Raw genomic sequence first — 24858 nt, 5'->3', positions numbered from 1 at the left:
CTCTTACGCGTACTGTGGATTGATCTTGTCAGCGTCGATACCATATTCTTTAATGGCTTTTGCTAACACATCGACAGGCAGCTCTTTACGATCAACCAGAGATTTCAGTGCCGCAATCACGATAAACTTAGCGTCCACTTCGAAGTGGTGACGTAGATTGTCGCGGCTGTCTGAGCGACCGAAACCGTCAGTACCTAACACTTTGTAATCGGTTGGCATGTAAGCACGTAACTGTTCGCCATAAACCTTCATATAGTCAGTGGCCGCAATCGCAGGTGCATCACTTGAGATAACCTGGCTGATATAGGCTTGTTTTGGCGTTTCGGTTGGGTGCAGCATGTTCCAACGTTCAGCGGCTTGACCATCGCGAGTCAGTTCGTTGAAGCTGGTTACGCTAAATACGTCGGCAGTGATACCAAAATCTTTTGCCAGTGCCTGCGCCGCTTTACGGGCTTGTTCCAGGATAGTGCCACAGCTCATTAACTGAACCTTGCCTTTACCCGAACCAGAGACGGTTTCCAGCTTGTAGATACCTTTAACGATACCCACTTCCGCACCTTCTGGCATTTCTGGCTGAACGTAGTTTTCGTTCATTGTGGTCAAGTAGTAGAAGATATCTTCTTGGTTTTCGCCGTACATACGACGGATACCATCTTGCACCACAACGGCGATTTCGTAGCCGTAGGTTGGGTCATAAGTAATGCAGTTAGGGATAGTATTCGCCAATACGTGGCTATGACCATCTTGATGCTGTAGACCTTCACCGTTCAGGGTTGTACGGCCAGATGTACCACCGACTAAGAAGCCGCGCGCACGCATATCACCCGCTGCCCACGCCATGTCGCCAATACGTTGGAAACCGAACATTGAGTAGTAGATGTAGAATGGGATCATAGGCACATCGTTCACTGAGTAGCTGGTCGCAGCCGATACCCAAGATGACATAGCACCCAGTTCGTTAATCCCTTCCTGCAGTACTTGGCCTGACTTGTCCTCACGGTAGTAAGCCACTTGGTCAGAGTCTTGCGGTACGTATTTTTGGCCTTCGTGAGCATAAATACCCACTTGGCGGAACAGACCTTCCATACCGAAGGTACGGGCTTCGTCAGGAATGATTGGCACAATGTTTTTGCCAATTTTTTTGTCTTTTAGCAGTGCTGTCAGTACGCGAACAAACGCCATGGTCGATGAAATTTCACGGCCGTTAGAGCCCGCTAAAATCGAATCGAAAATCTTCAGTGACGGAATTTCCAGCTCTTCGCTGAACTTTTGACGACGTTGTGGCACGCTACCATGCAGCGCTTCACGACGGCTCATCATGTACTTCACTTCTTCCGAATCTGGACCTGGGTGATAGAAAGGTAAATCTTCTAATTGGTCATCAGGAATTGGGATATTGAAGCGGTCGCGGAAGTAACGGATAGACTCGATACCCATTTTCTTCACGTTGTGGGCGATGTTTTTACCTTCACCCGCATCACCTAAGCCGTAACCTTTTACGGTTTTAGCTAAAATCACCGTTGGGCGACCTTTGGTTTTTTGTGCGTGATCTAAAGCTGCGTACACTTTAACCGGATCATGACCGCCACGGTTTAAGCGCCAAATGTCATCATCTGACATATTCGCCACCATTTCGGCGGTTTCTGGATACTTACCGAAGAAGTGTTCGCGAGTATAAGCGCCACCTTTGGCTTTACAGTTTTGGTATTCGCCGTCTACGGTTTCTTCCATTAACTGCAATAACTTGCCGCTAGTGTCACGGGCCAATAATGGATCCCAGTAACGACCCCAAATCACTTTAACAACTTCCCAGCCTGCGCCGCGGAATTCGCCTTCCAGTTCTTGGATGATCTTACCGTTACCACGTACAGGGCCATCGAGACGCTGTAAGTTACAGTTAACGATGAACACTAAGTTATCTAATTCTTCACGGGCCGCTAAACCAATCGCACCTAAGGCTTCAGGCTCGTCACACTCGCCGTCACCCAGGAAACAGTAAACAGTTTGCGCCGAACAATCCTTCAGACCACGGTCAGTCAGATATTTCAGGAAGCGGGCCTGATAAATCGCTTGGATTGGACCTAAGCCCATAGAAACCGTTGGGAATTGCCAGTAATCCGGCATCAGTTTTGGATGTGGGTATGAAGATAAACCTTTGCCATCCACTTCTTGACGGAAGTTAGCCAGTTGCTCTTCGCTTAAACGGCCTTCCAAGAATGAGCGCGCATAAATGCCAGGGGCGATATGGCCTTGGAAATACACTAAATCGCCACCGTCTTTTTCATTCGGTGCGCGGAAGAAGTGGTTAAAACATACGTCATAGATAGTCGCGCTTGAGGCGAAACTGGAAATATGGCCGCCAAGTTCTAAATCTTTCTTAGAACCGCGCAACACCATAGCTAAGGCGTTCCAACGGATGATGGCGCGAATGCGACGTTCCATCTCTTGGTTGCCAGGCATGTGTGGCTCTTGGCCCGCTGGGATAGTGTTTAAATAAGCGGTCGTCGCAGTGTAAGGCAAGTGTGTGCCATTACGACGCGCTTTATCGATCAGCTTCTCTAATAAAAAATGGGCGCGTTCTGGGCCTTCCTGTTCCAACACGGCTTGCAGGGCATCAACCCATTCCTGAGTCTCTAACGGATCTACGTCTTGTAGCATATCTTCAGACATGACACTGTCCTTCTCTATATACATGATAATGAATGGTGTTTGCGGCAAATTCCGACTTAGCTAAGGCTAAATCACGGAAACTTAAGCGCCACTCTTTAAGCGGCGCAAGCTTCGCTGCAACCGGCTATCTTCTTCCCGCACAGATAACATCACCTCTTCGATGTAACTTAAATGTTCATTCGAGGCTTCTCTGGCGGCGTCGGGATCACGGCGAACGATAGCAGCGAGCAAGGCCCGTCTGTGATCATTCGCCATAGTAGAAGCTTCTTCGCGGCGGCTTAAAAGCTCCAGATTTTGCGCCACATTTTGATGCAGCACAGGGGTTAAACTGAGTACGAGGTGTAACATAGCCACGTTGTGTGACGCTTCGGCAACGGCACGGTAAAAGCGCACAATGGCGGCGGCTTTTTGTTCGATACTGGTGGCGGCTTCCACCTCGAGGATCATTCGCTTGATATTTTGCATATCGGCGTCTGTGCCACGTAGCGCGGCAAAGTAGGCCATCATACCTTCGGTAGCATGACGGAACTCCAGCAAGTCATATTGACTCTCCGGATCGGCATTCATTAACTCAACGATAGGATCGGCAAGAGTCTGCCAGAGTTGCTCTTTGACATAAGTGCCACCACCTTGGCGGCGCATTAATAACCCTTTCGCCTCAAGCTTTTGAATCGCTTCGCGCAAAGAAGGTCGAGACACTTCAAACTGGATAGCCAGCTCGCGTTCAGGCGGCAACTTCTGCCCGGGCTGTAAACTGCCCTCTAGGATCATCCGCTCTAATTGCGCCATGATCACGTCAGAAATTTTTGGCTGATTAATTTTACTATAGGCCATTAGGCGCTCAGCTCCGTTGTAAATTGGTCTTACCAATTTTTATGAGTGAGCGCACTTTATCAAATCAGACTTTTGATGTCCAGATTGAAAATCAACCTAAAAAGGAGATCTTGTTCAAAAGCAGTGATCTTTTTCAGCCACACCCACGCTGTGAGAGCATAGCCGAAAAACGCCACAATGGGGTCAGACCATTTAACAGCAGGACAGAATAAGGTTTACGGATAACGGAGCGTTCGCAAGCTCACTCACGGAACGCTGAGCTTACCGTAAGGGCGGAGCACATTCCGTTATCCGTAAGTCGCGTAGCGACGTTCTGTCATCCATCAGGAGTTAACTCACCAATCCAAAGATAGTCAGCAATGAAAGTATCGCCACTATCAATGTAAAGTTACGTTTACTCAATACTAATAATGCCAAAGTTGATTGTACACAAATAGGTGCAGTTGACTCCTCGGGTAAAGGCTGCGCCGCCAATGCCGTTTCAACCACAATAGTTCTGGCGCTGGTATTGAAACTTAACGCACTACTGCGCCACGCCGCCAGCCCTTCACTAAACTGTCCACTTAGGGCATAACCAAAGGCGAATATTCGGCTAGGTAACCAATCTAAAACGGCAACCACATCACTCACCAGCGGTAAATTCAAAGACTTGCGCGCATTCTCTTCGGCATAAAAACGCGCAGTGCAATAGAGCATGGCTCCCACAGGGCCTAAGAAAATCAAAAACAGCGCCACAGCGCCGTAGTAGCGGTAGTTAATCCAAGCCACACTCTGGCCCACCTTAGCGCCTAAATCCCGCTCAGATACCGCATCTAAACACTCACTGCAATCAAGCTCCGCCGCAAAGTGATAGCAGGCTTGCACATCGGAGCGACACGCCGCCTGCATGTATTTTTTAAAGATATCCCGCTGCTTTTGATGGTTAAAACAAATAATAGCGACTAACACCCACAAAGCTAAACTCAGCAATCCCCAAAACATCCCCGAGGCTAACCAGCATAAAACGTACACCACCAAGGCGGGCAAAATTAACGCAAGAACCACCATAGGCGCTGTTAAAGAGGCTTTATCACCAAAAAATGTCGACTGATAGGACTGCAATAATCGATCACATTGCCACGATGCCGGCAGCAGCTTAAGTCGCTCCACTAAAATAGCAATTAACAATGAAAACAATGCCATCGGTCGTACTCCTTGTAAAAATGGTTACGGATCACGGAACGCTGCGCTTACCGATTAACGTTTACGGATGACGGAACGTTCGCAAGCTCACTCACAGAACACTGCGCTTACCGTAAGGGCGAAGCCCGTTCCGTTATCCGTAAGTCGCGTAGCGACGTTCTGTTATCCCTGTGAAATCCGTAAGCCGCGCAGCGTTTCTAAATACCTTTTCCAATCAAAGCTTTGGCCGGGATCTGTTTTACGCATAGGTGCAATATCACAATGACCTACAATCCGCTCCGCACTTAATGATGGATATTCAATCAATAATGCCTGCGTTAACTCAACTAAGCGTGCATATTGGGCATCAGCGTAAGGCTCAGTATCTGTCCCCTCAAGCTCAATACCAATAGAGAAATCGTTGCAATTTTCCCGTTCACCATAGCGGGAAACTCCAGCATGCCAAGCCCTATCACTACAGCTCACATATTGCACACATTCACCATCGCGGCGGATTAAAAAGTGCGCCGAAACCTGCAACCCAGCTAAATCGGCAAAACTGTCATCGGCTTGGGTATCTAAACACCCTTTAAACAATTGATCAATATAAGGTAAACCAAAACATCCCGCCGGTAAGCTGATATTGTGGATCACCAACAAACTCACTTCCCCCAAAGGACGCTGATTAAAGTGTGGCGACTCACTACGCCTGGCACCGCTGTACCAGCCAAACTCAAAACTCATGTTTACTCCTTGAAGCAGAAAAGGTTTACAGATAACAGAACGTTCGCAAGCTCACTCACAGCACGCTTCGCTACCGTAAGGGCGAAGCCCGTTCCGTTATCTGTGAGTCGCGAAGCGCCGTTCTGTCATCGCCCTTGCAACGTAGCGCCCTTCTTAGCTTTTTGATAACCTTACTTCATACGCAAGCAGGCAATTTAAGTCATGCCCACTCGCCCGACGTACAAGTGCAAGGATCCCAATCATGTTAGAAAACGATATTCGCCACGCCGTAAAAACCGCCCTCGCCGAAGACCTAGGCGGCACCGAGATTAACGAGCATACCAAAGCCATTGCCTACGGCGATATCACCGCCCTGCTGATCCCCGCCGATAAATATGCCGAAGCGACTCTTATTACCCGCGAAGAAGGCGTTTTCTGCGGCAAAGCTTGGGCGGAACAAGTCTTTAATCAATTAGGTGCCGAAGTCGCATTACATTGGCATGTCGATGATGGTGATCTTGTATTACCCAATCAAGTCCTCTGTGAATTATCTGGCCCCGCCCGCACGATTCTCACTGGCGAACGTACCGCCATGAACTTTATTCAAACCCTATCGGGCGTGGCCACATTAACTAAGCACTATGTCGATAAACTAGCAGGCACCCATACCCGCCTACTCGACACCCGCAAAACCATTCCCGGCCTACGCACAGCGCAAAAATATGCCGTCACCTGTGGCGGCGGCAAAAATCACCGGATAGGCCTCTATGATGCGTTTTTAATTAAGGAAAACCACATCATGGCCTCTGGCGGGATCCGTCAAGCGGTGGATGCCGCCCGCAGTCTATATCCCAATAAACCCGTCGAGGTTGAGGTTGAATCCTTAAGCGAGCTGGCATTAGCATTGGATTCTGGCACAGATATCATCATGTTAGATAACTTTGATATCACTATGATGGTCGATGCCGTTGCGCTTAACAATCAGTATCGTGCCAAAGGTGCGGGGGCCAAGCTCGAAGTCTCGGGCAATGTCACCTTAGACACCTTGGCCGAGTTTGCCAAAACCGGCGTCGATTATATCTCAGTAGGCGCACTCACTAAGCACGTTCGCGCACTCGATCTATCAATGCGGTTAAAGGGCTAAAAAGGACGCTGCGATTACGGCACTCGGAACGCCGCTTTGCGGCTACGGAATGTCACTACGTGACTTACGGATGTAACAAGGATAACAGAACGTCGCTATGCGACTCACAGATAACGGAACGGGCTTCGCCCTTACGGTAAGTACAGCGTTCCGTCATCCGTAAACCTTATTCCGTAAGCGCAGCGTTCCGTGAGTGAGCCTGCGAACGTTCCGTTATCCGTTATCGTTAACATCCTTCTCCTCATACAAATTAATGACTAAATATTGGCAATAGTCATACTTGCAGCACTTATATTGACTATGTCAAATTTTTGTTAGAACAGAATTCTGTATGCTGCCAGTTCTTTAGACAAAATAATCATTTTATTCATGTTTTCGATAAAATTGTTGTTTCATTTTAGTTAACTTTGTACTAACTTTTACAAAGGCGAGATGGCCATAGGCCAACCTCACCAAAGGCAAGCATATGCCATCTGCACGTTTGTATATGTATAAGTGTATAAGCCTGCTGATACAGGGGATGATACAAAGGTGAAGCAAAGGATGGCGTAAAGAGAGTGTCAAAAATATGTCAATCGAAAGTTGGCACAACAATGAGACCTCAAATATGCTTGATGCGTCACCCTAAGGGTATTGACTGATAAAGTGTCCAGCAATGGCTTTAGGGGGAGGTAAAGGTTCATCGTAGGTGAAGCTAAAGCGGTAAGCTTTCCCTAACGATAGATCAACTTAAGGTACGGTTGCCGAAAGGTGTATCTTTTAACCATGCTAATTAGCCCTAAGCGCTTAGACTTACATAGATAGCAGTCGTATAGAGTTAGCTTGTAAAAGAGGCTTAGGTTAAACCATAAAAACGTGGCGATATACGATAGCTACAAGACAGATAGATGATAAAACACTAGTAGTGCGATGTTATATATCAAACAAATTAGTAACTTACTACGTAAGCTGGAGAGATAAAATGAAAGGTCTTCATTTAAATAAAGGGCTAAATAAGCAAGCTCAAGGTTTTACCTTAATCGAATTAATGATTGTTGTTGCCATTATCGGTATTCTGGCCGCAATCGCACTACCTGCATATAGGGATTATATTGCAACATCTCACGGTGGTGCAGCAATGAAAGGTGTTGCTGGTTTTGCCCAAAAAGGGGTTGCTTGTGTTCAAACAGGTATTGGCTGTGATTCTTTGACCGCTGATATCGCCGCAGTAACAGAATTAACTGGAACTGTAACCCAGGACACCAATAGTACATTAGCGTTTGATGACGGTACATGTATAGTTACGGCAACGATACCTCAAGACGGACCAGTAAGTTATGTTGCGGTTTCAAGTGGAGCTGGTGCTGATGATGCACAATGCGCGGCAGGCGCAGGTACGGGCAGTTAAATTATGCTTTACCTAAGCCCCTTAATTGGGGCTTTTTTATTAACTGAATCTCAACTAAATAGAGTAATGACCATCAATTTTTTACTAAACCCGTAAGCCAAAATCGGGGATACATAGATTGAGTAAGCTCTGGATGATCAAAGCTGCTAATTAACACAGTACCAAGCAATAAAACTACGAGCGTTGCTAAAATCCGCCACTGAGTATGCACTGTAATAACCTTATAATTCTGACAATTGATAGCCAATAATACCGCCAATAGCGCCTGCGATAATGGCATCACAATCATTCCATCAAACAACGAATAAATCCATGCTGAGCACAGTGCAAACACAATCACTGTATTAGGATTAACCCCTTGTGTTTGTTTAAGCCTTCCAAACAAGGTTGTTAACTTAAGCACAGACCAAACTGTTACAACCACAAATACTCCTATTCCATATTCATACAGAAACTGCAATAGAGCATTATGTGGGTGAGCATTTAAGAGTGGTTTTCCTTCTGCCCATGCAAAACCCATAGGGCCGTAACCCATAAAAATGCGCTGTGGTATTTCCTGCAATATATACAGCCACATCGCAATTCGACCCGAACTATCTACCCTTAACTGCCAAATATCATTGTCAAAAATAAACAGCGGTAATATCACAATCAGCACTAACCATAATCCGGTTCCCAGAGCAATTGCGGTTAATAGTGGACGTATAAAATTTTTTCGCGCCGAAATAGGCAAAAAATAATACACTAAAGATACAGAGACCATAATCGCCAGCACAGCCCCTCTGGCTTCAGATTGAAGCAATATCAACCATAAAAAACTAAATGCTAGCATAGCCCAATATCTGAATTTTTTTAGTTCCTCCATATAAAACGACAAACATAGCAACGGCATCAATACGACCTGCAATTGATTGAAAAATCTGACATTCATAAATCCATACAGCAGGGAATGTATATTGGGTCGATTCGCGTCAATAAAATGAAAAAGGAGAAATAGCAAAAACTTTGCACAAATACATAAGGTAAAAAAGAGCGCAAAACCAAAAAAGTATCGCAAAACTTCGGCTCTTCCCATTACGGCAATGCAGGAGCTCAATATAAAAAACAAACAGATAAGCAGTAAAAAATTAGCTAACTCGAGCATAGACCAAAATGGATGCTGACCATATAAAGCCGATATCATGCCGAAAATCAATATGGTACCCAGTGTCACGCAGGTAAAACGGGAAGGTATAACAACTTGAACAGATCTTCCACACGAAAGAAACACCGTAGTAGCCATAACAAATGCAATCACCAGTATACGTTTCAGATCGTAAGAATTACTCACACCAAAGATGCCAATGACATAATCAGAAAGAATAGAACCGATGAAAAATATAACAAAAAAAAGCATCAAAACTATTCGAGAAGTGCTATGGGCAGATATCAATTTAAATATCCTCATTGATAGTATCGGTGACTATAATTATCAGAGCGAGCGACAACACAAGCTTGAAGGGTATAACTATATGTTTTATTTTGAATTATATTAAATTTAAATAGCATTTTGTTGCAAGACATTCATTTATAGACAAATGATAAAAGTCAGCAACAGAAGCGAACGACGGTAACAAGCTCTGTTTATACACAAAATGTACCTCACTGATGATACTCACTTTTTATCATTACGCGGCACTTTATTGTATATGACAAATAGGTTCTTTAGCGTTATTATGAATAAACTTATAAGGATAGGAGCGTTTCATGCCATCTGCGGGCCTTCACTTGGGACTGTCGACCCTTTTTATTCGTAAAGGACTGCTGAATGAAGAGCAGATGGCGAATGCCATTACCAAATCCCGTCAAACGAAACAAGCCCTAGTCAGCACCTTAGTGCTGGGCAAGCTGGTCTCGGCCCGCGCCATTGCCGAGCTGTGCTATGAGGAATATGGCACCCCGTTGCTGGATTTAGCCGAATTCGATATTAGCGCCATCCCCGAAGAGTTTATTAATAAAAAGCTGATTGAAAAGCACCGCTGCCTGCCGCTGTTTAAGCGCGGCAATCGGTTATATATCGCCACCTCAGACCCCACCAATATTGCCGCGCTGGAGGATTTTCAATTTAGCGCAGGCCTGCATGCCGAAGCCATTTTGGTGGAGGAAGATAAACTCGCCAAGGCGCTGGAAAAAATCCTCGAAGAGGATATTACCGGCCTCGATTTAGGCGGTATGGATGAGGCGGCGCTGGCGGGGATAGAAATCACCGATACCGATAGGCGCAACGAGGAACCCACGGGGGATAGCAGTGATGATGCCCCAATTGTTATTTATATCAATAAAATCTTAACCGATGCGATTCGCAAGGGCGCATCGGACTTACATTTTGAGCCCTATGAGAAGCGCTATCGTATTCGTTTTCGTATCGATGGCATTTTACATGAAGTGTCAGAGCCCCCAATTAGCCTAGCGGGCAGGTTATCGGCGCGGTTAAAGGTGATGTCAAAACTCGATATTGCCGAGCGCCGCGTGCCTCAGGATGGCCGGATTAAGATGAAGCTCTCCCGCACTAAGTCCATCGACTTTCGGGTTAGCACCCTGCCCACCCTCTGGGGTGAAAAAATTGTAATGCGGATCTTGGACTCCTCCTCCGCACAATTGGGGATTGAGAAGCTTGGTTATGAGCCGGATCAAGAGAAACTCTATCTAGAAATGCTGGCTAAACCCCAGGGGATGATCTTAGTCACTGGCCCCACGGGTTCGGGTAAAACCGTCTCCCTCTATACTGGGTTAAATATCCTCAACACCGAAGAGCGCAATATTTCCACTGCCGAAGATCCGGTGGAAATTAACCTCGAAGGCGTTAACCAAGTACATATTAATTTAAAGGCGGGGCTCACCTTTGCCTCGGCGCTGCGCTCCTTTTTACGCCAAGACCCAGATGTGGTTATGGTGGGGGAGATTCGCGACCTTGAAACCGCCGAGATTGCCATTAAAGCGGCGCAAACGGGACACTTAGTATTATCGACCCTACATACTAACTCCGCCGCGGAAACCTTAACCCGTTTAATCAATATGGGTGTGCCTGGCTATAATATCGCCAGTTCAGTCAATCTGATTATCGCCCAGCGCCTCGCCCGTAGACTCTGCCCCGAGTGTAAACAGCCCGAGGATATTCCCGAACATGAATTGCTGCGCTTAGGCTTTAGCGAGCCCCAAATTACCCAAGGCTTTACCAGCTTTAAACCCGTTGGCTGCGAGCATTGCTCCGGTGGATATAAGGGCCGAGTGGGGATTTATGAGGTGATGAAAATGTCCGATGAAATTGCCCGCACTATTATGGAAGGCGGCAACTCGCTGCAAATAGCCACCCAAGCTAAGGCCCAGGGCATGCGCGATCTGCGCCAATCTGGCTTATTAAAAGTGATACAGGGCGTAACCAGTATTGCCGAAGTCAATCGAGTGACGAGTTTTTAATAAGGCTCGATCACAGAACGTCACTGCCTGACTAACAGAATACGGAACGCTACGCTCACCGAAAAACGTTAAAATAAGCTTTATACTATAATACTGTAAGTGCAGCGTTCCGAACACAGTAAGGGCGCTGCCCGTTCTGTAAGCGCAGCGCCCTTCTTAGCTTTTCAACCTAACAGGATTATTTATGGCTACGGCAACAACAGTAAAAAAGCCCCGCGCCAAAAAGACGGAGCAAAAAGGCCAACCGAAAATTTATACCTTTGAATGGAAAGGGGTAAACCGCGATGGCGCCAAAACTGGCGGTGAGCTAAAGGGCGCCACAGTTGCCGAAATTAAGAGCCAACTTAAATCCCAGGGCGTTAACCCTAAGGTGGTACGTAAAAAATCCGCGCCATTCTTTACCCATAATCCCGATATTAAACCTATGGATATTGCTATGGTCACCCGCCAAATTGCCACTATGTTGGCGGCGGGTGTTCCCCTAGTGACCACCATAGAAATGCTCGGCCGCGGCCATGAAAAACTAAAAATGCGCGAACTCCTAGGCACTATCCTTTCGGAAATCCAATCGGGTATTCCCCTATCGGATGCATTGCGTCCCCATAGACGCTACTTCGATGATCTCTATGTGGACTTAGTCGCGGCGGGTGAGCACTCGGGCTCACTCGATGCGGTATTCGATCGTATTGCCACCTATAGGGAAAAGGCCGAGCAGTTAAAATCTAAAATTAAAAAAGCCATGTTCTATCCCGCGGCAGTTGTGATTGTAGCTATTGCAGTGACCACGCTTTTATTACTCTTTGTGGTGCCGCAATTTGAGGAGATTTTTAACGGTTTTGGCGCCGAACTGCCCGCCTTTACTCAGATGATTATTGGTATCTCACGCTTCTTACAGAGCTCTTGGTATATCTTCTTCGCCGCAATAGCCATCAGCATCTGGTTATTTGTGCGCGCCCACCGTAACTCACAGGCCGTTAGGGACAGGGTCGATGAGCTGGTGCTTAAAATCCCCGTTATCGGCGAGATATTGCATAAAGCCGCTATGGCGCGATTTTCCCGTACCTTAGCTACTACCTTTGCGGCTGGGGTGCCGCTTATCGATGGCATGGAATCCGCCGCGGGTGCATCCGGCAATGCAGTCTACCGTAAGGCACTACTGAAAGTGCGCCAAGAAGTAATGGCAGGGATGCAGATGAACGTCGCCATGCGCACTACGGGGCTTTTCCCCGATATGCTGATCCAAATGGTGATGATAGGCGAAGAATCGGGCTCCCTCGATAATATGCTCAATAAGGTCGCCAATATTTATGAGATGCAGGTGGATGATGCGGTCGATGGCCTATCGAGTCTGATTGAGCCCATTATGATGGTGGTGATTGGCACACTCGTAGGTGGCCTAATTGTGGGCATGTATCTGCCTATCTTCCAATTAGGTAAAGTAGTAGGCTAGAGCTTTGCGATTTTAGAATGCCACTGCGTGGCTCACCGTTGACGGAACGGGCTTTGCCCTTACGGTAAGCGCAGCGTTCCGTTATCCGTGAACTCAGTGTTCCGTACGCATAGCATTTTACTTTTTTCGTATTTTTTGTAACTTCACATAAGCAACTTCTCATAAATAACTTCTTATAAGTAAGAGTATGACTGAATTTATCACTTTATTAGGCCAATCTTTTGAACAGAGCCCTTGGCTTTTCATCACCTTAAGCTTTATTTTTTCGGCGACTATTGGCAGCTTTTTAAATGTGGTTATCCATCGACTGCCGGTGATGATGAAGCGCGAATGGCAACAGGAATGTAATCAATATTTACAGGAATATCATGCCGATATAGTTACACAAATCGGTATCGAGAAGCTCAATAAACCCATAGATAGCTACCCCGAAAAATATAACCTTGTTGTGCCGGGCTCTGCCTGCCCTAAGTGCAAAACCGCCATAAAGCCTTGGCATAATCTGCCCGTATTAGGTTGGTTAATGCTTAAGGGCAAATGCGCCGCTTGCCACGCCCCAATCTCAAGCCGTTATCCTATTGTTGAATTAATCACAGGCCTTTTAGTGGCGACCTTGGCCTGGCATTTTGGCCCGAGTTGGCAATTTATCTATGCCAGCATCCTAACTTTTGTGCTTATCGCCCTCACGGGTATCGATTTGGATGAAATGCTACTGCCCGATCAATTAACCCTGCCATTACTCTGGTTTGGATTGCTGCTCAATTTAAATCACACCTTTGCCAGCCCAACCGATGCGATTATTGGTGCTGTAGCGGGCTATTTAAGTTTATGGTCTATTTTCTGGCTATTTAAGTTACTCACAGGCAAGGAAGGCATGGGTTATGGGGACTTTAAACTGCTAGCGGTATTTGGTGCATGGCTCGGCTGGCAAATGCTCCCCCTTGTGATCCTGCTTTCATCCTTAGTTGGCGCCGTTGTGGGGATCACTATGATTGTCACTAAACGCAATCAACTTGGTAATCCCATTCCCTTTGGCCCCTATATCGCCGCCGCTGGTTGGATAGCAGTGATATGGGGGCAACCGATAGTGGATTGGTATTTAAGTACGCTATAGAGCGGACTTTGTCCTTATAGGTTCTAGGTTCTAGGCTCTAGATTCTAGGCTCTAGATTCTAGATTCTAGATTCTAGATTCTAGAAGGAGCGTAGCGACGCCCTAGCAGCGCAGCGTCCTTCTTAACTTTTAAGAGAGAGTTATGTCTAAATTTGTTGTTGGTCTAACAGGTGGCATTGGTAGTGGTAAAACCACAGTAGCCAACTTATTTGCCGCCGAAGGTATTACTCTGGTCGACGCAGATATCGTTGCCAGGGACGTCGTTGCCCCAGGTTCGGATGGGCTTAAGGCTATTGTGGCGCATTTTGGCGCGGATATTTTAACCCCTGAGGGTAGTCTTGATCGTGCCAAGCTTAGGCAAAGGATATTTAGCCATGATGCAGAGCGGGAATGGTTGAATCAACTCTTACACCCTATGATCCGCCAAGAAATGCAAAAACAGGTAGAAAATGCGACTTCACCATACGTAATTATGGTTGTGCCCTTGCTATTTGAGAATGGGTTAGATAGGTTAGTCAATCGGACTTTAGTGGTGGATATTTCACCGGATTTGCAGATTAGTCGTACCGTAAAACGGGACAATGTCGATGCATCTCAAGTAAATAACATCATTAATAGCCAATGTAGTCGCAGCGAAAAACTCGCAAGAGCCGACGACATTATTGATAATCAGGGAGAGATATCAACCTTAAAACGAGAGGTGCTAGCATTGCACCAACGCTATTTACACTTATCCGGTACAAATAACGCCCATGACTGACTTAGTTTACGAACAGCCATTAAACGAGAAAATTCGCAGCTATTTACGGCTCGAATACCTCGATAAGCAGCTGCGTAACAATCTAAGTCACGACCACCAGCATAGATGTTTTTACCCTCTGTTTTCCCTGTGCGAATTATCGGAACGTTGCGATTACCGCAATGAAGTCTTAAAAGATATTGAACGAAATCTACTGCAACTCTACAAATGGCAAGAGCTCGACCATGTCGATAATGAGCAAATAGCCTTTTATATTGACGCCCTCATGCAAGCTCGCGATCCCCTGCAAAAACCTGAACGCTGTGGTAGCCAACTCAAACAAGACAGATTTTTATCCGCACTGAGGCAACGTTTTGGCATGCCCGGCGCCTGTTGTAACTTCGATCTTCCCCAACTGCATTTTTGGCTGTCTAAGCCGTGGGAAGAAAGACAGCAAGATTATCTCACTTGGATTGCCCACTTTGAGCCCTTGCTCACGCCCATCACCTTACTGCTACAACTGACCCGCAGCACCGCACAATATGATAACGCTGTCGCCCATGCCGGTTTTTATCAAGGCGATAGTGCCCAGGCTTTATCCTTAGTTCGGGTTAAAATTGACGCCGCCCAAGGTTGTTATCCCACCATTAGCGGACATAAAAATCGCTATGCGATCCACTTTGTCCAATTCGATCAGCAACGCCACTCCGATAGATCCATCGATTTCTTACTAGCGACCTGCGCCTGAAGCCTTTACACTAACCGCATTGATCCGTTATCCAGCAGTAAATCACGGGATCCACATTATGCCTTTAACTGTAAATTGCCCTATTTGCAAAACGCCAGTCGAATGGAAGCCAGAGTCCAAATTTAAGCCTTTCTGTAGTGAACGCTGTAAACTTATCGATCTCGGAGATTGGGCATCTGAAAAACATGCTATCCCCGTTAAGACGGAATTCGATCCCGAGGCCTTGGACGAATTTGGCTTCGATGACGATACCTTTTTTAAAGAATAACCACGGTTAACCCTCTCTAACAGTAGAAGTTTATTATGACTAAGCGTATCCATGTTGCCGTTGGCATTATTCTCAATTCAGCCCAGCAGATTTTACTGGCCAAACGACCGGACCACCTGCATCAAGGGGGGAAGTGGGAGTTTCCCGGAGGTAAAGTCGAATCGGGCGAAACTGTCACAGAGGCCCTAATTCGCGAATTAAAAGAAGAAGTGGCACTCGATGTCGCCTCAAGTGAGCCTTTTATGGCCTTAAGCTATGACTATCCCGATAAGCAAGTATTGCTCGATATCCACACTGTCAGCGATTTCTCGGGGGAAGCGCGGGGATTGGAGGGGCAACAAATTGCGTGGGTAAACCAAGCTGATCTTATTAGCTACGATTTCCCCGATGCAAATAAACCCATATTAGACAAAATTTTAGAAAAAGCCGAACTGGCTTAAATTAAAAACAGGACGGGCTTCGCCCTATCTTGTAAGTCGTCTTCCTCGCGCACGCGGGGATCCAGCTTTAAGTATCTAAGGTCTTTGAAAACTAAGTAGGCTAAAGATGTTGATGTTACAGTGGATTCCCGCTTTCGCGGGAATGACGAGAAAGAGTATATAACCCTTAGCAAAGCGCAGCGTCCTAGCAGCGAAGCGGCCTATCTTTACGTGATCCCGCTTACAGCAAATTAACAATGGCCTTTTAGAAAATCGGGATTGATGCTTGAATGCAGGTTCACCATTCTTTTCTTCGATTTAGAGGGCATATCATGCACAATAATGTTAAAGCATTACTCGCCACTACAGCCTTATTTTTTAGCTGTCAGGTATTTGCCAACGGTGGCTGTGGATTTGAAGAACAACAACAGGGCTTGATTGCCACCTGCAGTGAGGAGAAACAAGAAGTGATTTTAACAGGCATAGTAGAAGCGCAGCATTTAGTCACAGAACTCAATGAATTTGCTGACGGTTATAAAAGCTATCAGGTGGATACTGCGGCTATTACCCCCCTAAAAAACATTACCGAACCCACGGAAATTATAGTGATCATCGGCACTTGGTGCCCAGACTGTCACCGTGAAACCCCGCGCTTTATCCGCATAATGGAACAAGTAGCCAACCCCAATATCAAAGTGACTTATATTGGCGTTGATCGCGCGAAACAAGACCCCGAAGGTCTCGCGGCAAAATACGAGTTTAAACGAATTCCCACCTTTATCGTGCAACAACAAGGTAAAGAAATTGGCCGCATTGTTGAGCGCCCAACGGTATCGCTCGAACAAGATTTAGCGGATATATTGAAATAAAACAGGACGGGATATAATCCTTCTAGATTCTAGAGCGAGCTTGCGAACGTCCTAGCAGTTGCGCAGTAACGCCCTAGATCCTAGAAGTATTAGCTCTCAATTATCCGTTGGGCGAGCATCACCAATACACCCTCACGCAGTGCGCCGCCCGATAGGTTCAACTGTTCTATGCTTAATAATTCAAACAGAGCTAATAGGATAGCAACGCCCGCCGCAAAGGTTGGGGCGCGTTCACTGCTTAAACCTGGGATACCCGAGAGCAACATGTCCTCTTGAACGAGAATTTCAGCCTTAAGCTGATTTAGCACATTGAGCGTAATGGTTTCGGACAGTTTACGATGCATTAGCACCTCGACCACAGATTGCACCGCACCAGAGGCTCCTACAACACAATGCCAGCCAAGGTCACGCAATGTCTTTCTATGTTCAGCCAGTGTTGCTAACACCTGCTGTTTCGCATCATCAAAGTCCAATTGCTGCAGGGGCATATTGCTGAAAAACTGCCGATTATAGGTAACACTTCCCATCGGCAAACTGGTTTTGAACAAGACTTGATGGCCATCACCAATAATAAACTCAGTGCTCGCTCCTCCAATATCGATAACTAGGCGGCGCCCTTGCCCACAAGTAGTGGCAACCATACCTTGATAGATAAGCTCGGCTTCACGCATACCCGAAATAATATCAATAGGATGACCCAGCAGAGGTAATGCTCGCCGATTAAACTCATCGGCATTATTGATGCAGCGAAGGGTCGCAGTGGCAATCACAGCGACGTGATCTTGATGAATTTTATGTTGGGCTAACATCTGCGCAAACATGCTAAGACAATCGAGGCCACGTTGCATAACCTCTTGATTTAGCGTGCCGTCCTCGTCAATACCTTCGGCTAGTCTCACCTTACGCTTATACTTAGCAATAATATGAGGCTGACCACCTTTTGTTTTGGCGATCAGCATATTAAAGCTATTGGAGCCTAGTGTAATGGCGGCATAAGCGGGTGTTGGCATTTACGAATGTCTACGCGTCCTGTCATGGCGAGGTGGACGTCCACCACTACGATGGGCACCTTGGGGACGACCCGCTCCAGAACGCTCACGTAAATTACGCGTGCCACTGGGGTGCTTACGATGGATCTTAACGGGTTGTGGAATATCATCGAGCAGCGCCGCACTATCGTAATTACTCACAGGAATGGAGTGATTAATATAGCTTTCAATCGCCGGCAAGTTCAGCGCATATTCTTCACAGGCAAAACTGATAGATACCCCTTTGTTACCTGCGCGGCCAGTACGACCGATACGGTGTACATAATCCTCACAATCATCAGGTAAATCATAGTTATAGACATGGGATACATCAGAAATATGCAAACCACGGGCTGCAACATCGGTCGCCACTAAGATATCTAACTGGCCACTGGTAAATTGCTCAAGAATACGGATACGTTTCTTCTGTGGCACATCACCGGTTAATAATCCTACGCGGTGACCATCACCCTCAAGCCAAGACCATAAATTTTCACAGCTGTGCTTAGTGTTTGAAAAAACGATGGCTTTTTCGGGCCAATCCTCTTCAATCAAGGTCAATAGCAAACGCATCTTCTCTTCTTGGGAAGGATAGAAGATTTCTTCTTTGATGTTCTTGGAGGTTTTTTCTTCGGGGGCAATCTCAACCTTAACCGGATCATTCATATGATCGTAGGCCAGTTCCTGCACCTTCATAGATAAGGTCGCCGAGAACAGCATATTCAGGCGCTTATTTGCCTCAGGCATACGTCTAAAGAGAAAACGTATATCTTTGATAAAGCCTAAATCGAACATCCGATCCGCTTCATCTAATACCACAGCCTGAATCGAATTGAGACCGATAATCCCTTGGCGAACGTAGTCAATAATACGACCAGTGGTACCAATCAGGATATCCACGCCTTGATCGAGCACCTTACGCTGCACGTCATAACTCTCGCCACCGTACACAATACCCACCTTCAAATGGGTATGTTTAGCCAACAGAATCGCGTCTTTAGCGATCTGGATAGCCAGTTCACGGGTCGGCGCCATGATAATGGCACGGGGTTGATTTAGCTGACGACCTTCAGGGATCGGGGTCGATAATAAATGGTTAAATGTAGCAACCAAAAACGCCATTGTCTTGCCAGTACCCGTTTGGGCCTGACCAGCGATATCTTTTGATTGAAGTAATACGGGTAATGATAACGCCTGGATTGGCGTACAAAATTCAAAGCCGTTTTCTGCAAGAGCCTGTTTTACCTCTGGATGTAGAGGAAGGTCGGCAAATTTTTGGGTAGATAAATGTGTTTCGCTCATAGCGCAAGCATACCATTTGGGGTTGCAATAAGATACTCGATCGTTTGAAATAGCCACATTGTAAAAAGGTAACTTGAAAAGCTATTTTTCAACCCCAATATACATGGTAAGCCATTAACAAACCAGCAATGGCAACCAAACTGGAGAACATCATGAGCGATAAAATTATATACCTGAGTGACGACAGCTTCGAAAACGACGTATTAAAGTCTGATTTACCAGTATTGGTAGACTTCTGGGCTGAGTGGTGTGGTCCTTGTAAAATGATTGCGCCAATCCTTGATGACGTAGCTGAAGAGTACGCAGGTCGTGTCACTATCGCTAAATTAAACGTTGATCAAAACAATGTTTCTCCTGCGAAATACGGCGTTCGTGGTATCCCAACTTTACTGTTATTCAAGAACGGTGAATTGGCGGCTACTAAAGTTGGCGCACTTTCTAAAACGCAATTAAAAGAGTTTATCGACGCACAAATCTAATTTGTTGTCGTATTGAGTGACCTCCGGCACAGGCTATAAATTAATTGTGCCGGAATCCCCCTAAATTTCTGGACGCCCTGCTTTGTTAGTGCTACTTTAATAACCAGATTCTTTCTAACTAAACCACTTCTCGCTCGTCAATCACTATCCTGAATCACAAACTTTACTGATTGATCGCGGTAAGCTTTGTCGCGTAACACAAGACCCCCAAAATGAACTTAACTGAATTAAAAGACACGCCGATATCCGACCTAGTCTCGCTAGCCGAAAATATGAAACTCGAAAATATGGCCCGCGCTCGTAAGCAGGACATTATTTTCTCAATCCTTAAAGCCCACGCCAAAAGTGGAGAAGACATTTTCGGTGGTGGTGTATTAGAAATACTCCAAGACGGTTTCGGCTTCTTACGCAGCTCAGACGGTTCTTATTTAGCCGGACCAGACGATATTTATGTCTCACCAAGCCAAATTCGCCGCTTCAACATGCGAACGGGTGACACCATTTTTGGTAAAATCCGTCCACCCAAAGAAGGTGAGCGTTATTTTGCCCTGTTGAAAGTCAATGAAGTTAACTTCGATAAACCAGAAAACTCCCGTAATAAAATCCTCTTTGAAAACTTAACCCCACTCCACGCAGAAGAACGTATGCGTATGGAGCGCGGCAATGGCTCAACTGAAGATATCACTGCCCGTATTCTGGATTTATGCTCGCCAATCGGTAAAGGTCAACGTGGTTTGATTGTTGCGCCACCTAAAGCCGGTAAGACCTTATTACTGCAAAACATCGCTCAATCCATTACCTATAACAACCCTGAAGTGGTGTTGATGGTATTGCTGATCGATGAACGCCCAGAAGAAGTGACCGAGATGCAACGCCTAGTTAAGGGTGAAGTTATCGCTTCTACCTTCGATGAACCAGCCAGCCGTCACGTACAAGTGGCTGAAATGGTGATTGAAAAGGCTAAACGCCTCGTAGAACACAAGAAAGATGTGGTGATCCTGCTCGACTCTATCACTCGTCTAGCCCGCGCCTATAACACTGTGATTCCTTCATCGGGCAAAGTGTTAACTGGTGGTGTGGATGCTAACGCCCTGCACCGTCCAAAACGCTTCTTCGGTGCGGCACGTAACATCGAACACGGCGGCAGCTTAACCATTATCGCCACCGCATTGGTCGATACTGGTTCTAAGATGGACGAAGTGATCTACGAAGAATTCAAAGGTACAGGTAACCAAGAGCTGCATCTGTCACGTAAAGCGGCAGAAAAGCGCGTGTTCCCAGCCATTGACTTCAACCGCAGCGGTACGCGTCGTGAAGAAAAGCTCACCAATCAAGATGAGCTACAAAAAATGTGGATCCTGCGTAAGATCTTAAATCCTATGGATGAAGTCAGCGCAATGGAATTCCTGATCGATAAACTGGCTATGACTAAAACCAACGAAGAATTCTTCACTGCGATGAAACGCACTAAGTCTTAATCCATACAAGATTGCATGCATAATAAGGCCGCTCACTGAGCGGCCTTTTGTTTATGTATTGAAGATGTTTATGCATTGAAAAGCCGCGGGTGCGGCTCACTCGATTCAAGTGACTTAATCAAGCACGGGTAAATAACTGAGTACTAACTGATCTCGGCTCAGCTGCCCATCAATTATCTCACCTACTGTGCCGTTGTTTAACTTGATGGCAAGCGTGGCGTCATCGGTCTGTGCCTTAAAGGTTTCCATCTCTTTAATGCGGTTAATCAGTGCCAACGCTAAAGTGTTTTCTGCGGTCGCAGCATACACTCGACCATTTACCGTCACTTCCGCTTGTGTGGCCAATCCAGGACCAGCTAAACGAATACCAACGTATTCACGCCATACCCTAGCTTTTTGCTCGCCTTGATAATCACTGTCAACGGATGCAAGCACCACTTGGCGTAATATCATCTGCAGTAAATTACTCTTACCTTTTGGCTGCCCATTAACAGTATCGAATTGGAAGTAACGTGATACCGAACGGTCGTAATTAGGCAATGGCTCAATACTTTTTTGCGCAAAATCAGTGTAATAAGGCAGATAGCTATCGAGTTTACCACTCGTGCCACAGCTTTCAGCAAAGAGCGGCGTGCTACCACGAGTCAGCCCAGGCCCCTCACCCATGGTCATCTTACACAGCATATCTTTGAACACTGGCCCCACATTAGGTAAATCAACCAATGCTTTATAGCCGCGGCTTGATGTACTACGAGGGGTGGTACGTGATACTAAGGCTCTCACGGCTAACAATTTATCAGGCCACACCCCTAACACGTCGCGCTCATTCACATAGGGGTGATTAGGTGAAGATGCAGGCGTTTTAATACCGTTGAGTAAGCGACCCGAAAAGCTGACATCAGCCGTTAATAAGTCCTGAAATTTAGGATTGATTTGCGATTTAATGATCAACTCTTTCAAGGCTTCTGGGGAATCAGAGAACTGGCTTATCACCTCACCTGGCTCAAACTTCGCCTTCATATCGCCACTTTTAAAACGATATTGCTCAAGCACTTTGGCAAAATTGTACTGCTGTCTTAACGCTACGTTGCCATCGGCTTGCTTGTATGTCACATCAAGGGTCGCGTCATTTTCGCCCACCAGCTTAAGGAAAAAATCTGCCGACTGATTCATCGCCCGCTGATTCGCACAGTACCAAGCATCGCTTCCTGTCGCCGCCAATCGTTCACATTCACCGGCAAAAAAGTTTTCAGTTAAACCAAATAATTGCTCTAAAAAGCTTACATCTTCAATAAATTGACGTATTTCATCAAACTGAGCTTTACGATTGATGGTGTAACTTAGGCTGTGATCTTCAAACAAAGATTGACGATTATGGCGTAGGTTCATGGTCTCGTAGCTATCAAAATACTTCTCGATATAGAACTGATTAATATCATCTAAGTTTTTACCCGCATCGCCACGATTACAGTTGCTGTTAAGGGACACATGCTCATCAGTGCAGTAAGAATACTGACGTAGGCTATTGTTTTGCTCAATGTTATAAAGCGCACCAAATCGGGTATCACCTTTAACCACACCTTTGGCGAGTTCGTCGCGACGCTTAGCATCTTCCACTTTGAGCGATACAAATTCGTTGGTCTTAGTTTCCACTTCACGGGCATAGCCAAAACGTAACGCGGCTAAGTCATAGGGCTCGAACGTGGTCGCAAACCGATTCACGTTGTAATCCATTTGGCTTGAAAACTCGGCATTAACGGTAATATCTGGGTAACCCGCATCGCTAAAGGCGGCTTTTAACTCAGTCAGTTGTGCTTGGTTAAAAGTATTGTCGTGGTCGCGACTACCAGCAAAGTTATGTCTTAAGCCAAAAGTGTGCCCTAATTCATGGGTCAAGGTGCCGGCAAATGCTTGTGCGGCTAGTGCTGTCGTTAAGGAGTCTTGTAAACTTATGGGCAGATCTTCAAATGCCGCTAGCTTACCGCCCACTTGACCATCAACCCACATTTCAGCTTGTTTCCAGTCAATTTCATGGCCTTTAATACCGCGAGGTAATTCACGATCGCTACCGCCCGTAGCAAACACGGTATCCACATGCATCATTGAATTTTCTGACCAAAACGCTTGTGTTTTTTCATCAAATTCCGCCAAGGCATCGAAACTATTATCCTTGGGTGTTAATAACATCGATTTGGGTGCAGCGATAAGTTGCTGAGTCGGTTGCTCAAATGCGGCCGCCTCAACTGGTGCGGTATCCAAGCTGACATCAGGCTGGTCCAAACGAGCAACATATGGCTCGCCAGTTAACGACGTCACTGAATTCGCGTCCAGTTTGCCTCTGTTATAATCTAAACGCACTTGGCGATAATAACGAACTGCTCCTTGTTTTAGATTCGAGCTGTATTGATTGACTCGCGCACTCACAATTTCCCCTGTAAGCGGGTTTGCCGCCGATGGGCCATAACCCGCCAAGCCATTATCCAATGGCTCATCGAATAAGGTAATGTTGCTATAACGTAGGTCGCCATGGCGTTTATTGTGGGCTTGCTCAAGTTTTATCTGCGGGAAACCGGTTTTATACAACTTGTTTTGAATGTTAATTGCCGTAACAGACTCAATGGCAGCATCCAAAAAGGGTTTATTTTTCGCATCGTAGAAATTATTACTCAGGTAATAAGTCAGTTCCGATTTGGCCGGATTGAAGCGATTCAAGTAAGTACGCACATACCCATCAACGCCCTCTGAATCAGTCGAATCACGATAGGTATGAGAGGAGGTAAAGAAACCAAATGTGCCCTTTTCGTTTTCGGCATAGGGAATCGCTTGATAGTCTTTACTGGCTAACTGATCCACCGCCACAATCGAAATAAACTCAGTGGTCGTAAAGGATAGGTTGTCGAGGTTGCCACCGTAAAATTGGTTAAAGCAACTTGGTGAAGCTTGATAGGTATGCTCAATTTCAAAGTTAACCACGCCCTTGGCTAAATCCATCTCATAGCCTTTTTGGCCTTGAGTATTTACTAGTCGTGGGGCTTCTGTTTCAGTCACACATTCACCAAAGGTGAAAATGTCATTAATGCCCAACTCGGCAATTTTAGCTTTGGCAAAATCGGGGACAAAGTAGCGCTTATCCTGCCATGTTAAATTAGCATCGGTGTTAACTTGCTCTACGTTAATACACTCACGCCACTTATCTTCAGTACATTTAAAGTCGATATATTCGCCAGGAATGGTTAACACTGGCGCTTGGTTATACTCATTAGGATAACGGCTGTCATGGCCTAATCCGATATTATCTCGGTCAATTTGACGTACTTGGATACCATTCTCTGTTTTATGCAAGGTTACCAACTTAGGATCACCTTGGGTAAAACCTCGCACCTCGGCGGCATAGCGCGGAGCCTTACCCACGCTGCGAATGTACAGATATTGCCGCTCAGTTGCTTTATCAATATCGGCAGTGGTGACTTGTTTTTCATCTTTCGGGAGTTCTTTATAAGGCTCATCGCCTGCACCACATCCCACAAGGGTCAGTGCGCTGGTGATCGCCAGACATACCATGGACTTCTTCATAGATTCCTCTTAACTAC

20 protein-coding genes are annotated in these 24858 nt (G+C 46.1%); 12 read left to right on the top strand and 8 right to left on the bottom strand.

All coding sequences use genetic code 11. The features are described from left to right. Positions 1-3: 3 nt before the first annotated feature. The 4 genes from aceE to ampD all read right to left on the bottom strand — a co-directional run bounded on the left by aceE (position 4) and on the right by ampD (position 5409). The gene (gene aceE / locus MJO46_RS15115) at positions 4-2670 is read right to left on the bottom strand and encodes a pyruvate dehydrogenase (acetyl-transferring), homodimeric type (protein ID WP_253990022.1); all 2667 of its coding nucleotides are present in this window, start codon (positions 2668-2670) and stop codon (positions 4-6) included. Between the two features lie 81 nt (positions 2671-2751). Further along, positions 2752-3504, bottom strand: a complete 753-nt coding sequence (pdhR, locus tag MJO46_RS15110) for a pyruvate dehydrogenase complex transcriptional repressor PdhR (protein ID WP_253990021.1) — start codon at positions 3502-3504, stop codon at positions 2752-2754. A 330-nt stretch (positions 3505-3834) separates the two neighbouring features. Further along, positions 3835-4686, bottom strand: coding sequence for a beta-lactamase regulator AmpE (ampE, locus tag MJO46_RS15105; RefSeq protein WP_253990020.1), 852 nt, complete (start codon positions 4684-4686; stop codon positions 3835-3837). 162 nt (positions 4687-4848) lie between these two features. Continuing rightward, positions 4849-5409, bottom strand: a complete 561-nt coding sequence (ampD, locus tag MJO46_RS15100; protein ID WP_253990019.1) for a 1,6-anhydro-N-acetylmuramyl-L-alanine amidase AmpD — start codon at positions 5407-5409, stop codon at positions 4849-4851. A 241-nt stretch (positions 5410-5650) separates the two neighbouring features. On the opposite strand from ampD, the gene nadC reads away from it, so the two are divergent. Together nadC and MJO46_RS15090 are read left to right on the top strand one after the other, a co-directional pair. Next, on the top strand, positions 5651-6532 hold the full coding sequence (gene nadC / locus MJO46_RS15095) for a carboxylating nicotinate-nucleotide diphosphorylase (protein WP_253990018.1): 882 nt from the start codon (positions 5651-5653) through the stop codon (positions 6530-6532). 961 nt (positions 6533-7493) lie between these two features. Then, positions 7494-7919, top strand: a complete 426-nt coding sequence (locus tag MJO46_RS15090) for a prepilin-type N-terminal cleavage/methylation domain-containing protein (RefSeq protein ID WP_253990017.1) — start codon at positions 7494-7496, stop codon at positions 7917-7919. Positions 7920-7992: 73 nt separating this feature from the next. Here the strand turns inward: MJO46_RS15090 and MJO46_RS15085 are convergent, their stop codons facing one another. Beyond that, a complete protein-coding gene (locus MJO46_RS15085) occupies positions 7993-9351 on the bottom strand; it encodes an O-antigen ligase (RefSeq protein ID WP_253990016.1) in 1359 nt (452 codons plus the stop codon). 314 nt (positions 9352-9665) lie between these two features. Between MJO46_RS15085 and pilB the strand changes: the two genes are divergently transcribed. The 8 genes from pilB (at position 9666) to MJO46_RS15045 (ending at position 16981) form a co-directional block, all read left to right on the top strand. Then, positions 9666-11375, top strand: a complete 1710-nt coding sequence (pilB, locus tag MJO46_RS15080) for a type IV-A pilus assembly ATPase PilB (RefSeq protein ID WP_253990015.1) — start codon at positions 9666-9668, stop codon at positions 11373-11375. Positions 11376-11559: 184 nt separating this feature from the next. Beyond that, positions 11560-12825, top strand: coding sequence for a type II secretion system F family protein (locus MJO46_RS15075; protein WP_253990014.1), 1266 nt, complete (start codon positions 11560-11562; stop codon positions 12823-12825). A gap of 187 nt (positions 12826-13012) precedes the next feature. After that, the gene (locus MJO46_RS15070; protein ID WP_253990013.1) at positions 13013-13939 is read left to right on the top strand and encodes an A24 family peptidase; all 927 of its coding nucleotides are present in this window, start codon (positions 13013-13015) and stop codon (positions 13937-13939) included. A gap of 141 nt (positions 13940-14080) precedes the next feature. Next, complete coding sequence (coaE, locus tag MJO46_RS15065; RefSeq protein ID WP_253990012.1) at positions 14081-14698, top strand: dephospho-CoA kinase; 618 nt, start codon at positions 14081-14083, stop codon at positions 14696-14698. Beyond that, on the top strand, positions 14691-15425 hold the full coding sequence (gene zapD, locus MJO46_RS15060; protein ID WP_253990011.1) for a cell division protein ZapD: 735 nt from the start codon (positions 14691-14693) through the stop codon (positions 15423-15425). The genes coaE and zapD overlap by 8 nt, the downstream gene beginning before the upstream one ends. A 58-nt stretch (positions 15426-15483) precedes the next feature. After that, positions 15484-15693, top strand: coding sequence for a DNA gyrase inhibitor YacG (gene yacG, locus MJO46_RS15055; RefSeq protein ID WP_253990010.1), 210 nt, complete (start codon positions 15484-15486; stop codon positions 15691-15693). 35 nt (positions 15694-15728) lie between these two features. After that, the gene (gene mutT, locus MJO46_RS15050) at positions 15729-16133 is read left to right on the top strand and encodes an 8-oxo-dGTP diphosphatase MutT (protein ID WP_253990009.1); all 405 of its coding nucleotides are present in this window, start codon (positions 15729-15731) and stop codon (positions 16131-16133) included. Positions 16134-16444: 311 nt separating this feature from the next. After that, the gene (locus MJO46_RS15045) at positions 16445-16981 is read left to right on the top strand and encodes a thioredoxin family protein (RefSeq protein WP_253990008.1); all 537 of its coding nucleotides are present in this window, start codon (positions 16445-16447) and stop codon (positions 16979-16981) included. Between the two features lie 89 nt (positions 16982-17070). Here MJO46_RS15045 and MJO46_RS15040 read toward each other — a convergent pair whose 3' ends face one another. Together MJO46_RS15040 and rhlB are read right to left on the bottom strand one after the other, a co-directional pair. Next, positions 17071-17991 carry an exopolyphosphatase gene (locus MJO46_RS15040; RefSeq protein ID WP_253990007.1) on the bottom strand — a complete coding sequence of 307 codons (921 nt, stop codon included), beginning with the start codon at positions 17989-17991 and terminating at the stop codon, positions 17071-17073. Then, positions 17992-19311 (bottom strand): ATP-dependent RNA helicase RhlB, encoded by a 1320-nt coding sequence (gene rhlB, locus MJO46_RS15035; RefSeq protein ID WP_198781264.1) that lies wholly within the window; start codon positions 19309-19311, stop codon positions 17992-17994. 152 nt (positions 19312-19463) lie between these two features. Here rhlB and trxA point away from each other — a divergent pair, with 152 nt between their 5' ends. Together trxA and rho are read left to right on the top strand one after the other, a co-directional pair. Further along, entirely contained in the window at positions 19464-19790 is a 327-nt protein-coding gene (gene trxA / locus MJO46_RS15030; protein ID WP_037459347.1) for a thioredoxin TrxA, read from the top strand. Between the two features lie 212 nt (positions 19791-20002). Further along, positions 20003-21268, top strand: coding sequence for a transcription termination factor Rho (gene rho / locus MJO46_RS15025; protein ID WP_253990006.1), 1266 nt, complete (start codon positions 20003-20005; stop codon positions 21266-21268). A 114-nt stretch (positions 21269-21382) separates the two neighbouring features. Here the strand turns inward: rho and MJO46_RS15020 are convergent, their stop codons facing one another. Continuing rightward, positions 21383-24841: a zinc-dependent metalloprotease gene (locus MJO46_RS15020; RefSeq protein ID WP_253990005.1), complete on the bottom strand. Its 3459-nt coding sequence runs from the start codon at positions 24839-24841 to the stop codon at positions 21383-21385. Positions 24842-24858 lie beyond the last annotated feature (17 nt).

Source organism: Shewanella sp. KJ2020, assembly GCF_024197625.1.
Classification (GTDB): Bacteria; Pseudomonadota; Gammaproteobacteria; order Enterobacterales; family Shewanellaceae; genus Shewanella.
Note: the sequence above shows the minus strand (reverse complement) of the source record. Positions and strands in the feature narration are given on the sequence as shown.